The 17,099-nt window shown below is 39.9% G+C and carries 14 protein-coding genes; 3 read left to right on the top strand and 11 right to left on the bottom strand.

What is annotated here, in order from left to right:
• Positions 1–47: 47 nt before the first annotated feature.
• Both mepM and znuA read right to left on the bottom strand, forming a co-directional pair.
• On the bottom strand, positions 48–1,388 hold the full coding sequence (gene mepM / locus BTO22_RS03545; protein WP_105055551.1) for a murein DD-endopeptidase MepM: 1,341 nt from the start codon (positions 1,386–1,388) through the stop codon (positions 48–50).
• Positions 1,385–2,278: a zinc ABC transporter substrate-binding protein ZnuA gene (gene znuA, locus BTO22_RS03540; protein ID WP_105054295.1), complete on the bottom strand. Its 894-nt coding sequence runs from the start codon at positions 2,276–2,278 to the stop codon at positions 1,385–1,387. Before znuA ends, mepM begins: the two co-directional genes overlap by 4 nt.
• 88 nt (positions 2,279–2,366) lie before the next feature.
• Here znuA and znuC point away from each other — a divergent pair, with 88 nt between their 5' ends.
• Both znuC and znuB read left to right on the top strand, forming a co-directional pair.
• On the top strand, positions 2,367–3,137 hold the full coding sequence (gene znuC / locus BTO22_RS03535) for a zinc ABC transporter ATP-binding protein ZnuC (protein WP_105054294.1): 771 nt from the start codon (positions 2,367–2,369) through the stop codon (positions 3,135–3,137).
• Positions 3,134–3,919, top strand: coding sequence for a zinc ABC transporter permease subunit ZnuB (gene znuB, locus BTO22_RS03530; RefSeq protein WP_105054293.1), 786 nt, complete (start codon positions 3,134–3,136; stop codon positions 3,917–3,919). The genes znuC and znuB overlap by 4 nt, the downstream gene beginning before the upstream one ends.
• Before the next feature lie 54 nt (positions 3,920–3,973).
• On the opposite strand, the gene BTO22_RS03525 is transcribed toward znuB, so the two are convergent.
• From BTO22_RS03525 to sdhC, 9 genes are all read right to left on the bottom strand, one after another.
• On the bottom strand, positions 3,974–5,584 hold the full coding sequence (locus BTO22_RS03525; RefSeq protein WP_105054292.1) for a methyl-accepting chemotaxis protein: 1,611 nt from the start codon (positions 5,582–5,584) through the stop codon (positions 3,974–3,976).
• A gap of 231 nt (positions 5,585–5,815) precedes the next feature.
• Complete coding sequence (gene sucD, locus BTO22_RS03520) at positions 5,816–6,688, bottom strand: succinate--CoA ligase subunit alpha (RefSeq protein ID WP_065591447.1); 873 nt, start codon at positions 6,686–6,688, stop codon at positions 5,816–5,818.
• Positions 6,688–7,854 carry an ADP-forming succinate--CoA ligase subunit beta gene (gene sucC / locus BTO22_RS03515; protein ID WP_060990446.1) on the bottom strand — a complete coding sequence of 389 codons (1,167 nt, stop codon included), beginning with the start codon at positions 7,852–7,854 and terminating at the stop codon, positions 6,688–6,690. The genes sucD and sucC overlap by 1 nt, the downstream gene beginning before the upstream one ends.
• A 152-nt stretch (positions 7,855–8,006) precedes the next feature.
• Positions 8,007–9,218 (bottom strand): 2-oxoglutarate dehydrogenase complex dihydrolipoyllysine-residue succinyltransferase, encoded by a 1,212-nt coding sequence (gene odhB / locus BTO22_RS03510; RefSeq protein ID WP_105054291.1) that lies wholly within the window; start codon positions 9,216–9,218, stop codon positions 8,007–8,009.
• Between the two features lie 19 nt (positions 9,219–9,237).
• Positions 9,238–12,054, bottom strand: coding sequence for a 2-oxoglutarate dehydrogenase E1 component (gene sucA / locus BTO22_RS03505; protein WP_105054290.1), 2,817 nt, complete (start codon positions 12,052–12,054; stop codon positions 9,238–9,240).
• A gap of 109 nt (positions 12,055–12,163) precedes the next feature.
• A complete protein-coding gene (locus BTO22_RS03500) occupies positions 12,164–12,877 on the bottom strand; it encodes a succinate dehydrogenase iron-sulfur subunit (RefSeq protein ID WP_105054289.1) in 714 nt (237 codons plus the stop codon).
• A gap of 14 nt (positions 12,878–12,891) precedes the next feature.
• Positions 12,892–14,658 (bottom strand): succinate dehydrogenase flavoprotein subunit, encoded by a 1,767-nt coding sequence (gene sdhA, locus BTO22_RS03495; RefSeq protein ID WP_105054288.1) that lies wholly within the window; start codon positions 14,656–14,658, stop codon positions 12,892–12,894.
• Positions 14,658–15,005, bottom strand: a complete 348-nt coding sequence (gene sdhD / locus BTO22_RS03490) for a succinate dehydrogenase, hydrophobic membrane anchor protein (protein WP_105054287.1) — start codon at positions 15,003–15,005, stop codon at positions 14,658–14,660. Before sdhD ends, sdhA begins: the two co-directional genes overlap by 1 nt.
• The gene (sdhC, locus tag BTO22_RS03485; RefSeq protein ID WP_181044607.1) at positions 14,999–15,394 is read right to left on the bottom strand and encodes a succinate dehydrogenase cytochrome b556 subunit; all 396 of its coding nucleotides are present in this window, start codon (positions 15,392–15,394) and stop codon (positions 14,999–15,001) included. Before sdhC ends, sdhD begins: the two co-directional genes overlap by 7 nt.
• 392 nt (positions 15,395–15,786) lie before the next feature.
• On the opposite strand from sdhC, the gene BTO22_RS03480 reads away from it, so the two are divergent.
• Entirely contained in the window at positions 15,787–17,076 is a 1,290-nt protein-coding gene (locus tag BTO22_RS03480; RefSeq protein WP_105054285.1) for a citrate synthase, read from the top strand.
• Positions 17,077–17,099: the final 23 nt, after the last annotated feature.

The raw sequence follows: 17,099 nt of genomic DNA, 5'->3' as shown, positions 1-17,099 counted from the left end.
TTCTATTATTTAAAATAAAAAGGGCCAAGAAAGGTTAAAAATTAAATTTAAACTTGGTCACGCAAAGCATCAATCGTCAATTTAGCTTGTTGTTTAAAGTGCGCTCGTTCAGATTCTTTTACCGGTGACGCTTGTGGTAAAGGCACTTTCATTGAGTTTACTGCTCGACCATTTTTAATCAATTCATAATGTAAATGTGGACCTGTTGAACGACCGGTATTTCCACTTAACGCAATTTTATCTCCCATTGATACCTTCTGGCCTTTTTTAACCAAAATCTTGCTCAAGTGTAGATAACGAGTCATGTATTCACGGCCATGCTTGATAATGACATAATTACCAGCAAGGGGATGATGTAATGCTCGAACAACCACACCATCACCAGTTGCATAAACAGAGGTGCCAACAGGTGCCGCAAAATCAGTTCCATTATGTGGCGAAATTCGTCCAGTGATTGGATGCTTTCGATAAGGATCAAATGGAGAACTAATTCTAAAACGTTGATGTGTTGGATAGCGCTCTAATGCTCGATTTAAGCTGCGACCTTGAACATCATAATAATGGTCATCTGTATGCTTAACTAACGTGATCTCTCTACCAGAGTTTTCATACAATACTGCTTTAACCTCACCAGATGATACTGCTTTACCGTCAATAAATTCTTTATCAAGTTCAACGGCAAACTTATCACCTTTGCGAGCTTCTTTACCAAAATCAAATTTCCACTGTAATTGCTTTGCCAATGTTTGAATTTGACCAGGGGTTAGCCCTGCTGAACGCGCTGAATTATAGAAGTTACTAGTTACCCTTCCTGAAAGAAAAACAGGTTTAATTTCTCCCTTTTCTTCTTGCTGAGTAAAACTATATTTTTCACCCGTCCAAGAATAAATATCCGTATCTTTAATGTTTCGATGAATTTTAAGCTCTGTTAACTTTCCATCTTCATCCTGTTGCCACTCTAAATCAACACCAACACGCATATTAGCTGCCGATTTATTCACTTCTAATAGTGAATACATATCAGACATTGGCAATGCATATTGATTAAAAATAGCACCTAGCGTCTCACCTGAAGCGACAGTATGAGAATGTAAGATATCTTTAGCGGCTAATTGCTCATCTAGTTCATCTTTAGGCGCATTAAACTCAGGATCATTGGGATCAAAAATTGTACCTACTGGCTCACTGTTTTGATCTGCTAATGTTTGAAGGTTTTCACTTGATAGAGAAACCTCATTTCTATTTGAAACAGAAGAAGTATCCTGTAAGCTATGAGTTGGTTCCCAAATTAAGATCGCGCAGGTAAATAGAGATAAAGACAATAATACAAATTTATGTCTTTTTGATAACGTATTTACTCTCGCAACGATGGATTCTTTATATTTTATTGACTTAGACAACGTGATAACTCATTACTGATGGTTGACAAAAATATAAAATAAGCACCCTTTTCATCAGCTTGATGTATCGCTAAAGGATCAAGTTCACCTTTATGTACCTCTGTGCCTCTCGTAATTGTTGTTACAATTGCTGGCTCAAACTGAGGCTCTGAAAAGACACATACTGCTTGCTGATTTAAAAGTGATTTTTTTATATTAATCAAAGTTTTTGCACCCGGTTTTCTATCCGGACTCACCGTAAAGTGCCCCAAGTTATTCATTTCAAAATAACGTTCAAAATAGCCATATGCGTCATGAAATACAAAGTATCCCTTATCTTGCACTGGTTTCAATTGGTCTGAAATTGTCTTCACTGCCTGTGTTAACTTATTTTCAAACACGGCAAGATTAGACTGATATTGTTTTTTATTCAATAGATCCTTTTTAATCAGCTGTACGGTTATCTCTTTTGCGACAGCTAGAGTTTCCTTTGGACCTAACCAAAAATGAGGATCAGTATTGTGATGATGACCCACTTCTTCGGCGTGATCACTATGGTCATGTTGATCAAAATGGAAGAAATCAACAGAGCTAAACTGGCTAATCGTTACTACATTTTTTTGATCTTCTAATATTTTACTTAAAAAAGGTTCCAAATCATTCCCATACCAAATGATCATGTCTGCTTTTTTCACTTTCTTTATATCTGAAGGGCGTAATGCATAATCATGAGGAGAGGCACTTTGTGGAACTAAATAGGTAGATTCGGAGACACCATCGGTAAGTTCTTGTACGATTAAATGAATCGGTTTTACTGAAGATAATACAGTCATAGCTTGGGCTTGAGTTCCAACTAGAGTGCATAAACACAGTACGATAAATTGAATTTTTTTATTCATTTGCTTCTCTTAAAAAATGTGATGGCGATTGGATTTCTAAAATGTTACATTATAACACTTACTAATTGCAAACGACTCTTATTTAAAAATGACTACTTTACTCACTTTACAAGATGTCTGCGTTGTCTTTGACGGCCGCCATGTTCTCGATAATATTTCATTATCGATTGAACCAAATAAGATCATTACACTGATTGGCCCTAATGGTGCTGGCAAATCAACATTAGTGAAAGCGATTCTTGGATTGCAAAAACCAACCAGCGGTCTAATTACAAGAGAAAAAAAATTACGCATTGGTTATGTACCGCAAAAATTACATCTAAATGATTCTCTTCCTCTTACTGTGCAAGGCTTTTTAAAGTTAGCTGGAAAGTACAGCCAACAAGAACACCTTGACGCTTTGAAACTCGTTGAAGCAGAACATTTACTTCATTCTAATATGCATAAACTATCTGGCGGAGAATCACAACGCGTATTGCTTGCCAGAGCCTTGTTGCAACGCCCTGACTTACTCGTTCTTGATGAACCAGCTCAAGGCGTCGATATTCAAGGACAAATCAGCTTATATGCGTTAATTGAATCCATTCGTCATCGTTTTAACTGTGCTGTATTTATGGTTTCACATGACCTACACCTTGTAATGGCAAAAACAGATGAAGTAATTTGTCTTCAACATCATATTTGCTGCTCTGGAGCTCCTGCATCTATCTCAAAGCACCCTAAATATATTGCATTATTTGGTCAACAACGAGATCAACAATTGGCTTTCTATCATCATGACCATCGCCATGACCATGATTTATCTGGTGAACCAAGTGACGGTTCATGCTGCAGTAAAAATAAAAAGGCGTCATCATGATTGAGTTTTTACTTCCTGCCCTTTTAGCTGGATTAGGCATTGCACTACTTGCAGGACCGTTAGGTTCTTTTGTTGTATGGCGTAAAATGGCGTATTTTGGCGATACGTTGGCTCATGCCTCATTATTAGGTCTATCTCTTGGCTTTTTATTCGACATAAACTTAAATCTGGCTTTAATCGTTTGTTGTGTTGCGATTGCTTTACTCTTAGTTACTTTACAAAAGCAGCGCTTAGTCGCCACGGATACACTGTTAGGTATTTTAGCTCACAGCTCACTATCATTAGGTTTAGTTGCTGTTAGCTTTTTAGATAATGTGCGCGTTGATTTAATGTCTTATTTGTTTGGCGATTTACTTGCCGTTACTTATGATGACTTAATTTATATTTATACTGGCGTCATCATTGTTTTAGGTCTGATATATATCGTATGGAAACCACTACTTTCATCAACAATTAGTGAAGAGTTGGCCCAAGTTGAAGGGGTAAATGTAGATTTAATGCGTTTAGTTTTGATGCTAATGGTTGGGTTAGTCATTGCAATTTCAATGAAGTTTGTGGGAGCGTTGATCATTACTTCATTACTGATCATTCCAGCAGCAACCGCGAGACGCTTTTCTCGATCGCCAGAGCAAATGGTCTTGCTAGCTTCAATTTTTGGTTGTATTGCTGTTATTGCAGGTTTAGCACTATCATGGCACTACGATACTCCTGCGGGTCCTTCCGTCGTTGTTTCTGGTGCTGCTATATTTATGCTATCTCAACTAAAAAAAGCACATACCTAACTCTATAAAATTAAGCAATACTGCCTACAACAGTATTGCTTTATCTATAATATCTTAAAGCTTAAATCGACTCACTATCGCTGTTAAGTTATCAGCCATCAAACCTAATCTTTCCGATTGCTTTTCAGTTGCATCCACATCTGATGCGTTCTCTTTCGCAAAAGTATTAATTTCTGCAATAAGTTGGTTAACACTAGATATCGCGACTAACTGCTCTTCTGTTGACGCCGAAATTTGACTATTCATTGTTTGTATAATTGCAACAGATTCAAAAATAGAACTCACTGTATTTTGAGTCGTCACCGTTTTCTCTGCAATTTGATGAGCATCGTCAGAATTACTTTGCATTAAAGTCACTGATTTTATCGCTTCATCTTGCAATTCGGCAATCATATTAGATATTTGAGCCGTACTGTCTTGAGTTCTACTTGCAAGTAATCTCACCTCATCAGCAACAACAGCAAAGCCTCTTCCACTTTCACCTGCTCTTGCTGCTTCAATCGCGGCATTTAACGCTAATAAATTTGTTTGATCAGCAATACTACGGATAACATCTAAAATACTGCCTATATTTTCTGTTTTTACCTGTAAATTGCCAATAACCTGTGCAACATCTTTTATGTTAACCGCTAAGGTTTGCATATCATTATTCATGCTTCCAATGGTATTAATACAATACGTTGACGTATTATTTACTTCTAAAGCTGAATTGGTTGCTTGAATAGCACTTTTAGTCACTTCATCAATACTAACAACAACTTGATCTGTTGCTACAGCTGCTTGACCCAACTGTTCAGTTTGAGCTTTCATACTGATATTCATAGTATGAGCAGAAGAAGACAAGTGGTGAGACGATTCACTTAACTCAAACGTTAATTTATTAATATCTGTCACTAATTCTTTAATATTTTTTGCCATATCAAGAATTCGACCATAGATACCTATATGCATAGAATCTGTATCATTAATATGAGTTAAATCTCCACGAGAGATTCGGTCAATAACATTTAAAATGACATCTGGTTCATTACCTAACGTTTTATTATATTTGCGCACTGCAAAAAACATAACAAAGCCAATAAATAAATTGACAATAAAACCAATAGTTAAACCTTCAATAAGAAATGAATAAAAAGTATCGTTCACTTTTTTCTCTTGAACGCCGCTACCTAAATACCAGTTCCAAGACCTAGTTTTAACCGCTATAGATTTTACTTCTGTCGTTATACTGTCTCTAGTAGTAAACCAAGAATACGTAATTACTTGGTCAGCGATAGTAAGGTTACGAAGGATATGGCTTTTTGCTTCAGCACTGACAATATTCTCAAACGATTGACCAATAATTTGTGGGTCTAAAGGCGCAGCTAAAAATACCAAGTTTTCATCTGTCATCCAGATATATTCATTATCTGAATAAGCATAGCTTTGCATTAATTCACTAGCTAATTTCTTTGCTTTAATTTCATCTAATTCACCAGAAACTACTTTTTGCTCTAAGGTTGCAATCGTATTTTTAGCATTAGTTAATAAATTTTCTAGCCTTGTTACGTTATTTGTTTCCAATGTATACCTAACATTGTATGCGCCCATAATAATAGACCCAAACATTGCAGCAGAAAAAATTAAATAAATAATGACATACTTAGATTTAGTATTAAATTGCATGTGTATTCTCAAATTAAATAACCATTAATAGTAGTGCTAGTCATTCTTTGAGTTCTTTTAAATATGTCCTTAGAAAGAAAAGCGCCGAATCTTATCAAAGGATTGGTTATTGTCTATACTTCTTTTTACCCACCCAAACGTAACAAAATATTTCAAAGAGTTATAAATACAAAAAAGCCATTCATATTCCTATAAATGGCTTTTGCTTTATTCATGTATTGGTTTAAATGATTACCAACCAGTCACTTCACGTAGGCCTTTGCCTATGTCGGCAAGACTCTTAACCGTTTTAACTCCTGCTGCTTCTAATGCAGCAAACTTATCTTCAGCAGTTCCTTTACCACCAGAGATAATCGCACCAGCATGACCCATACGCTTACCTGGAGGAGCAGTAACACCTGCAATATAAGACACTACAGGCTTCGTCACATTGTGCTTAATGAATTCAGCAGCTTCTTCTTCCGCTGTTCCACCGATCTCACCAATCATTACAATGGCTTCTGTTTCTGGATCTTCTTGGAACAGTTTTAAAATATCGATAAAGTTTGAACCAGGAATTGGGTCCCCACCAATACCAACACACGTTGATTGACCAAAGCCTTCATCCGTTGTTTGCTTAACTGCTTCATACGTTAACGTACCAGAGCGAGACACAATACCAACTTTACCTTTCTTATGAATATGACCCGGCATGATACCAATCTTACATTCATCAGGCGTAATAACACCTGGGCAGTTAGGACCGATCATTACTACGCCTTCTGCATCTAGACGAACTTTAACGTCAAGAAGATCAAGTGTTGGAATGCCTTCTGTTATCGTTACGATAAGCTTAATGCCTGCATCGATTGCTTCAAGGATTGCGTCTTTACAGAAAGGAGCCGGTACATAAATAACAGAAGCTGTTGCTCCAGTTGCTTCAACAGCATCACGAACGGTGTTAAACACAGGAAGTCCAAGGTGAACTTGACCACCTTTACCTGGTGATACGCCACCAACCATTTTGGTTCCGTAATCAATCGCTTGCTCAGAGTGGAACGTACCTTGACCACCAGTGAAACCTTGGCAGATAACTTTTGTATCTTTATTAATTAGTACAGACATTATTTGCCCTCCGCAGCAGCAACAACTTTTTCAGCCGCTTCAGTTAATGAAGTAGCCGCAATGATATTTAGGCCACTTTCAGCCAGTTTTTGTGAACCTAGTGGTGCGTTGTTACCTTCAAGGCGAACAACAACTGGAACTTCTACACCCACCTCTTCAACAGCACCAATGATGCCATCTGCGATTAGGTCACAACGTACAATACCACCAAAGATGTTTACTAGAACGGCTTTAACATTGCTGTCTGATAAAATGATTTTGAACGCTTCAGTTACACGCTCTTTTGTCGCACCGCCGCCAACATCAAGGAAGTTAGCTGGTTGGCCGCCGTGTAAGTTTACGATGTCCATCGTGCCCATAGCAAGACCAGCACCGTTAACCATACAACCAATACTTCCATCAAGTGCTACGTAGTTTAATTCCCACTGAGCAGCATGCGCTTCACGCTCATCTTCTTGAGATGGATCGTGCATTTCGCGAAGTTTTGGTTGACGATACATTGCATTTGAATCGATGTTGATTTTACCATCTAAACAAAGGAGAGAACCTTCAGCTGTAATAACTAAAGGGTTAATCTCTAGCAAAGCAAGGTCATACTGAGCAAACATGTCGCCTAGACCCATAAAGATCTTAACGAATTGCTTAATTTGATCGCCTTCTAAGCCAAGTTTGAATGCTAATTCACGGCCTTGGTAAGCTTGAGGCCCCACAAGTGGGTCAATCGCAGCTTGGTGAATAAGCTCTGGTGTTTCTTCTGCAATTTTTTCAATATCCACACCACCTTCAGTTGATGCCATGAACACGATACGTTGTGTCGCACGATCAACTACCGCGCCAAGATATAATTCATTGGCAATGTTGGATGCTTCTTCAACTAAGATTTTAGATACTGGCTGACCATTAGCATCTGTTTGGTAAGTCACTAGGTTTTTACCTAACCACTTTTGAGCGAACTCTTTAACGCCCTCTTTTGTATCATGCAGTTCAACACCACCCGCTTTACCACGGCCACCGGCGTGAACTTGACATTTAACCACTTTCTTAGCAGTGCTGATTCGTCCTGCTGCTTCAAAAGCTTCTTGAGGGGTATCACAAGCGTAACCTTCAGGTACAGGAAGGCCGTATTCTGCAAAGAGTTGCTTTGCTTGATATTCATGTAGGTTCATTATGTTCTATCCATTTTATGTTATTCCCTTTAATGGGAATTTTTAATGTCCTAAGACGCTCTAAGGCATCTTTCTATTTTTATCCAATAATGAAGTTGAATAATAGGCTGCCGTGAGCATGACAGCCTTTGTCTGTTAAAAGGCGTTTATTATTAAACGTCTAGTAATAGACGAGCAGGATCTTCAAGTAACTCTTTAATTGTTACTAGGAAGCCTACAGATTCACGACCATCAATTAAACGATGATCATAAGACAGTGCTAAGTACATCATTGGTAAAATCTCTACCTTTCCATTCACTGCCATTGGGCGATCTTGGATTTTATGCATACCTAAAATTGCAGCTTGAGGTGGATTAATAATCGGCGTTGACATTAGTGAGCCAAATACACCGCCGTTAGTAATAGTAAAATTACCACCCATTAAATCTTCAACCGCTAATTTTCCATCGCGGCCTTTAATAGCTAATTCTTTGATGCCTTTTTCAATATCAGCAAAACCAAGTGCATCACAGTCTTTTAGTACTGGAGTAACTAGACCTCGCGGTGTAGATACCGCCATGCTAATGTCAAAGTAATTATGATAAACAATATCATCACCATCAATTGACGCATTTACTTCAGGGTAACGTTTAAGCGCTTCAGTTACCGCTTTCACATAGAAAGACATGAAACCTAAACGTGTACCATGGCGTTTTTCAAATTGCTCTTGATATTGTTTACGAAGCTCCATGATTGGTTTCATGTTTACTTCATTAAATGTCGTTAACATCGCTGTGTTATTTTTCGCTTCTAACAGACGTCTCGCGACTGTTTTACGAAGCCGAGTCATCGGTACTCGCTTTTCACTACGATGTGCAAGTGATTCTGCTGGTTTATCCGCTGTTTTTTCAGTTTGTGGTGCTGCTTTTAACGCGGCAACATGAGCGTCAACGTCTTCACGAGTAATTCGCCCCCCCACACCAGTGCCTTTTACATCAGAAGGTGCGATATCATGCTCACCTAGAAGGCGACGAACCGCGGGACTCAAAGCGTCGTTACTTTCTTCAGATAAAGACGCCGTATGACGCTTATCTGGAGAAGATTCAGTCTCATTTGTCACATCTTTTGTCGGCTCACCAACAACAGCACCCGGCTTAATTTTAGCAAGTAATTGCTTAGAAAGTACGGTTGCACCCTCTTCTTCTATAATAGCTTCTAGTACTCCCGCTTCTGGAGCCGGTACTTCAAGAACTACTTTATCAGTTTCAATGTCTACAAGTATTTCGTCACGCTCAACTGTATCACCTGGTTGTTTATGCCATGTTGCTACAGTAGCGTCTGCTACAGATTCAGGTAAATCTGGAACCAGAATTTCGATTGTCATATCCGTTTTCCTATACTTTCTAGTTCTTATCTAGGGTAAGAGCGTCTTCAACTAACGCTTTCTGTTGTTTCACGTGCACTGACATATAGCCAACTGCCGGAGAGGCAGACGCTGGACGTCCTGCATAATGTAAGATTGCATTCGCAGGCAATGCCGAACGGAAATTATGTTGACTAGAGTACCAAGCACCCTGGTTTTGAGGCTCTTCTTGACACCAAACATAATCCACTACATTCGAGTATTGTGCGATGGCAGCTTCTACTTCTTCTTTAGGGAATGGGTAAAGCTGTTCAATTCGAACAATCGCAACATCATTCTGTTCATTCACACGACGCTGCTCTAATAGGTCAAAGTAAACTTTACCAGAACAGAACACCACTCGCTTCACTTGCGCTGAGTCTAATGCATCAATCTCAGGAATAGCGGGTTGGAAATTACCTTCCGAAAGCTCTTCTAGTGATGATGTACATAATGGATGACGAAGCAGTGATTTTGGCGACATCACAATCAATGGACGACGCATAGGACGAACCACTTGACGGCGAAGCATGTGATAAACCTGCGCAGGTGTTGATGGAACAACAACTTGCATATTTTGCTCAGCACACATTTGTAAGAAACGCTCAAGTCGTGCAGATGAATGCTCAGGACCTTGGCCTTCATAACCGTGCGGCAATAACATAGTCAGACCACACATGCGGCCCCATTTTTGCTCACCAGACGAAATGAACTGATCGATAACAACTTGTGCACAGTTGGCAAAATCACCAAATTGCGCTTCCCAAATAGTTAAACCACCTGGTTCTGCCGTTGCATACCCATATTCAAACGCAAGCACTGCCGCTTCTGATAGTACAGAATCATGCACTTCAAATGGGCCTTGCTTATCATGGATATTCGCTAAAGGTACGTAAGTACTAGCATCTGATTGATTGTGAAGTACCGCATGACGGTGGAAGAAAGTACCACGACCAGAATCTTGGCCTGTAATACGAATTCGTTTACCTTCATCAACTAAAGTTGCATAGGCAAGTGTTTCAGCCATACCCCAATCAATTGCTTTTTCACCTGCAACCATCGAGACACGGTCATTACACATTTTATTTACACGGCTATGTAATTTGTGGCTTTCCGGATATTGACAAATGCGTTGACCAAGCTCGACTAGGCGATCTTTATCAAATTGATTTGCCCATTCCATATTCCATTCATGGCCAATAAACGGAGTCCAATCAACATTATGTAGTTGCATTGGTCGCCATTCTTTCACGACTACTTCACCATGATCTAATGCATCACGATATTCGTTAATGAGTTGTGTCGTGGTTTCTAGCTCAAGATCTTGACGTTCAATCAATGTATCTGCATAAATCTTACGAGGCGTAGGATGCTTCTTAATTTTTTGATACATCAATGGTTGCGTTGCGTTTGGTTCATCAGCTTCATTATGGCCATGACGGCGATAACAAACTAAATCAATCACAACATCACGCTTAAATTCATTACGGTAATCTAGCGCAATGCGAGTGACAAAAGCGACAGCTTCTGGGTCATCAGCATTTACGTGGAAAATAGGTGCCTGAACCATTTTTGCAATATCAGTACAATATTGAGTAGAACGAGTATCTTTAGGATTCGACGTTGTAAAACCAACTTGGTTATTAATAACAATACGAACGGTACCACCCACTTGGAATGCTCGGGCTTGAGACATATTAAATGTTTCAGCCACCACACCTTGACCTGCGATTGCAGAATCACCGTGGATAGTAATAGGAATAACCTTATCACCAGTTGTATCGTTAAGGCGATCTTGACGAGCTCGAACTGAACCAATAACTACTGGGTTTACAATCTCAAGGTGAGAGGGGTTAAACGCTAACGCTAAGTGAACATTGCCACCTGCAGTTGCAAAATCAGAAGAGAAACCTTGGTGATATTTAACATCGCCAGTTCCCCATGATTCGCCATGTTTACCAGCAAACTCATCAAATAAATCTTGCGGTTTTTTACCTAGAACATTAATAAGCATGTTCAGTCGGCCACGGTGAGCCATACCAATTACGACTTCACGACCACCATTTTCACCAGCACGACGAATAATTTCTTTTACCATTGGAACCATGGCATCGCCACCTTCCAATGAGAATCGCTTTGCCCCTGGGAATTTAGCACCTAGATATCGTTCTAGCCCTTCAGCAGCAGTTAACTCTTCAAGAAAAGTCAGTTTTTCTTGAGCTGTAAAAGTTGGCTTACCTGCAACAGATTCTAAACGTTGCTGAATCCAACGCTTTTCTTCTGTATTGGTGATATGCATATATTCAGCGCCTACAGAGCCACAATATGTGCTGCGTAGTGCTTCATATATATCAGAAAGTTTCATTGTCTCTTGCCCTGAAGCAAAAGAACCGACATTGAATGTTTCTGAAAAATCTTCATCTGTTAAATTATGAAAAGAAGGCTCTAACTCTGCAACATATTCATGTTGCTGTAATGCTAATGGGTCTAAATTCGCATTTTGGTGACCACGGAAACGGTACGCATTAATTAACTGCAATACTCTTACTTGCTTAGCATCTACATCTGGATCATTAACTTGAGCACTAACTTGCTTTGTTTCTTTCGCAAGACGACGGAAATAATCTCGTACAGGGGAATGGGCTTGCTCTGATACACCAGTCTTATCAACTGGAAGCGAATCAAAAACGTCTCTCCATTCATCGCTAACGATTTCCGGGTCACTGAGATAGAGTTCGTAGAGGTCTTCTACGTACGTTGCATTAGCGCCAGCTAAATGTGAAGACTCAAACCATGCCTTCATCACGCTATTCTGCATTATTTTCCCTTAATCCAGTAGTTTCACGTATATCCCGGTCTTTTGTGCCGGGCTTATAAGCCTCAACTAATATATGACTAAACCAACATATTAGCTGAGGAGATATCGGTTACACCGCTTTTTTCAATAGCATCGTCTTAATATGACCAATTGCTTTTGTTGGGTTTAACCCTTTAGGACATACACTTACACAATTCATTATGCCATGGCAACGAAAAACACTGAAAGCATCGTCTAAATTAGACAAACGTTCATTTGTCGCTGTATCACGGCTATCAATTAGCCAACGGTACGCGGCAAGCAGACCTGCTGGTCCGATGAACTTATCAGGATTCCACCAGAATGACGGGCACGATGTCGTACAGCATGCACACATGATACATTCATATAATCCATCTAAATGCTCACGTTCTTCAGGAGATTGTAGGTTTTCTCTTGAAGGCGGTGTTGCACCATCACTAATTAAGAAGGGTTTTACTTTCTCATAATTTTCATAGAACTGTGCCATATCGACAATCAGATCTCGAACGACAGGCAAACCTGGTAGTGGGCGAATAACAAGATCGCCTTTACCAATAAGTTCGGACAATGGCGTAATACATGCCAGTCCATTTTTACCATTCATATTCAAACCATCAGAACCACACACTCCTTCACGGCATGAGCGTCGAAACGATAGCGTAGGATCTTGTTCTTTCAATAAAATAAGTGCATCTAGCACCATCATATCAGAACCTTCTTCTACTTCTAACGTATACGCCTTCATGTGAGGAGCATTATCTACATCAGGGTTGTAACGGTAGATTGAAAAATTTAATTTCATCTTTCTGCCCTCTCTTAATACGTACGTGCTTTAGGTGGGAATGCTTCACGATGGATTGGCTCCATGTTCACACCACGCTTAGTCATCGATTCTGTCTCAGGGTTATACACTGAATGACATAACCAATTCGCATCATCACGCTCAGGGAAGTCAAAACGAGCATGCGCTCCACGACTTTCTGTACGATAGTTTGCTGCAACTGCCGTCGCAAATGCCGTTTCCATCAAGTTTTCTAACTCTAAACACTCAATACGCTGCGTGTTAAATTCTGTTGATTTATCAGCAAGATAAGCATTTTTAAGGCGTTCACGAATCACTTTAAGCTCTTCAAGACCTTTTGCCATTGCATCACCTTCGCGGAATACCGAGAAGTTGTTTTGCATACATTGTTGTAAATCTTTACGGATTTGAACTGGATCTTCACCACCCGTACTGTTTTCCCAACGATTGTAACGCTCAAGAGAGGCTTCAATATCGGCATCAGTTGCAGGTTTAGCTTCGGCTTGCTTCTTCAGTGTTTCACCTAAATGAAGCCCTGTTGCACGACCAAATACCACTAAATCAAGCAGAGAGTTACCACCTAAGCGGTTAGCACCATGTACTGACACTGAGGCAATCTCACCACACGCAAATAGACCTTGAATTTCAACATCTGCACCTGCGTCATCTTGTTTAATCGCCTGACCTGAAACTTGTGTTGGTACACCCCCCATCATGTAATGACAAGTAGGAATAACTGGAATTGGTTCTTTTACTGGATCTACGTGAGCAAAGGTACGAGACAACTCACACACACCAGGTAAACGAGATTCAAGCGTTTCTTTACCTAGGTGATCCAATTTAAGCTTAATATGAGGACCCCAAGGACCATCACAACCACGGCCTTCACGGATTTCGACCATCATTGAACGAGCAACAACATCACGGCCTGCTAGGTCTTTCGCGTTTGGAGCATAGCGCTCCATGAAGCGTTCACCATCTTTATTCAGTAGGTAACCACCTTCACCACGACAACCTTCAGTTACAAGAACACCCGCTCCTGCGATACCCGTTGGGTGGAATTGCCACATTTCAATATCTTGCATTGGAACGCCAGCACGAATGGCCATACCAACGCCATCACCAGTATTAATGTGTGCATTAGTTGTTGATGCATAAATACGACCAGCGCCACCGGTAGCAAGAATAGTTGCTTTAGATTTAAAGTAACAAACTTCACCTGTTTCCATACAAAGAGCAGTACAACCTAAAATTGCACCGTCTTCGTTTTTAACAAGATCAAGCGCATACCATTCAGAAAAAATCGTCGTTTTATGCTTAATGTTTTGTTGGTATAAAGTATGAAGTAAAGCATGACCAGTACGGTCCGCTGCAGCAGCTGTTCGTGCCGCTTGTTCACCACCAAAATTCTTAGACTGACCGCCAAATGGACGTTGATAGATAGTACCGTTATCAAAACGAGAAAACGGTAAACCCATTTTTTCTAATTCGATAACAGATTCAGGTCCATTCTTACACATGTACTCGATAGCATCTTGGTCTCCAATATAATCAGAGCCTTTTACCGTATCGTACATATGTTGTTCCCAGTGATCCTCGTGTGCATTACCAAGAGCAACGGTAATACCACCTTGAGCTGATACTGTATGAGAACGAGTTGGAAATACTTTTGATAACAAGGCACATGATAAACCTTGTTCTGAAATTTGTAGCGCAGCTCGCATACCTGCACCACCCGCACCGATTACTACGGCGTCAAATTCTCTAACAGCAATACTCACTACACACCCCACACAATAACTAAACCAGAGAAGAAATATCCTAAAAGAACAGACACTAAACCTAATTGAAGCAGAGCACGCAACAGCATAGGTTTAATGTAATCAGTGAGTACTTGCCATAAGCCAATCCATGCATGAATTAATATGGAAAGCAGTGCTAGCATCGTAAACACTTTTGTAAACAAACCGCCAAAGAAGTTTGTCCATGATAGGTAAGTCAGTTCTGGACCAAATGCACAGAAACCAACAATATATAGTGTGTAGAGGGTAAGAATGATCGCGCTGGCACGAATTAAAATAAAATCGTGTACGCCATTACGACCAAATGAAGATACGTTAGCTACCATACCAATACTCCTGCTAAAAGAGATAATACCGCTGTAATTGCAAACGCAACTTTAGCACTTTGAGTACCTGACTTAAGCTCTTCAAAGTAGCCCATATCCATCAATAAATGACGAACACCAACAACTATATGATAAGCAAGCGCAGTCAGAATTCCCCACATAATGAACGTCACAAAAAAACCATCGATATAATCAGCGGCTTGTGCGAATCCAATAGGCGAAGAAAGCGATAGGTTGAGCAACCAAAGCAGTATTCCAACAGAAACAAAAGTAATTACACCACTTACGCGATGTAAAATTGAGGCGATAGCCGTTAAGGGAAAACGGATCGTTTGTAGATCTAGGTTGACAGGTCTTGACTTTTTAACTTTCACAAGGGGCTCACTCAGCTCCATTGAGCATTTTATTGTTATAGATACCTCTGTTCTATCAAAAGCCATTCAAATTTAACATTTTCATAACTTTCATTGTGAGCAACATCTCTTTATGTGAGTTATTTAACAAATCTAACTCTATTTTTAAGTAGATGAAAATCTCGTTAACCCTATATAATATAAGGGACAGAACAGAAACTCAGCCGCAGTATACGATGTGAAACATCTGATTACAAACGGTTAAATAACACCTACATCACACCACAGAAAATTAACTTTATTTTCATTAAAAATATAAACAAGTGCACACATAAGCGCACAAAAATTGACATTAGCCCGTGTAATAGGTACAAAGTTGTCACTCTCATATCCGGGATAATATAAAAATATAACAAAAGGAGAATGTTATGGCTGATAAAAAGGCAACCCTTCACATCGAAGGTCAGGCCCCAGTAAACATGCCGATCATGGACGGTACCATCGGTCCTGAAGTGATCGATGTGCGAAAATTAGGAGCAAGTGGTTACTTCACATTTGACCCAGGTTTTCTTGCCACTGCATCTTGTGAGTCTCAAATAACTTATATCGACGGTGACAAAGGTGTTCTATTACACCGTGGTTTTCCTATTGATCAATTAGCCAATAATGCAGATTACTTAGAAGTTTGTTACATACTACTTAATGGCCAAGCACCCAGTCGTGAGGAATACGAAGCGTTTAAAGATATCGTGACTCGCCATACTATGGTCCATGAGCAAATTTCAAGCTTCTTCCATGGTTTCCGCCGTGATGCTCACCCAATGGCTGTTATGTGTGGTGTTGTTGGAGCTTTAGCTGCTTTTTATCACGACTCATTAGATGTTAGTAATGATGAACACCGTGAAATCGCAGCATTCCGACTGTTATCTAAAATGCCAACGCTTTCTGCCATGTGTTACAAGTATTCTATTGGCCAGCCGTTTATCTACCCACGTAATGACTTAACGTACGCTGAAAACTTCCTACACATGATGTTTGCAAACCCATGTGAAGAATACGAAGTAAATCCTGTAGTCGCTCGTGCTATGGATAAAATATTTACGTTACATGCAGACCACGAACAAAATGCTTCAACATCGACTGTACGTTTAGCTGGCTCTTCTGGTGCTAACCCATTTGCATGTATCGCTGCAGGTATTGCTTCACTATGGGGCCCTGCTCATGGTGGTGCAAACGAAGCGTGTCTACGTATGCTTGAAGAGATTGGTTCTCTTGATAACATTGATGAATACGTTGAAAAAGCAAAAGATAAAGATGACCCATTCCGTCTAATGGGCTTTGGTCACCGTGTTTATAAAAACTATGACCCACGTGCAACCGTAATGCGTGAAGCGTGTCATGAAGTACTGAAAGAACTTAATATTAAAGATCCACTGTTAGATGTTGCAATGGAGCTTGAACGTATTGCGCTTTCTGATGAATATTTTGTTTCTAAGAAGCTGTATCCAAACGTAGATTTCTACTCAGGTATTATCTTGAAAGCTATTGGTATTCCTGTATCTATGTTTACTGTAATCTTCGCACTTTCTCGTACTGTTGGTTGGATTGCACACTGGAGTGAAATGCACAGTGACCCAAATAACCGCATCGGTCGTCCTCGTCAGCTTTACACTGGTGAAGAGCTTCGTGAGTTTAAACCACTTCATGAACGTGAATAGTCCTGAGCTTAAATTCAGAATCG

This window comes from Aliivibrio sifiae, from assembly GCF_002954705.1.
Classification (GTDB): domain Bacteria; phylum Pseudomonadota; class Gammaproteobacteria; order Enterobacterales; family Vibrionaceae; genus Aliivibrio; species Aliivibrio sifiae_A.
This window is presented reverse-complemented; position numbering and strand designations above follow the sequence as displayed.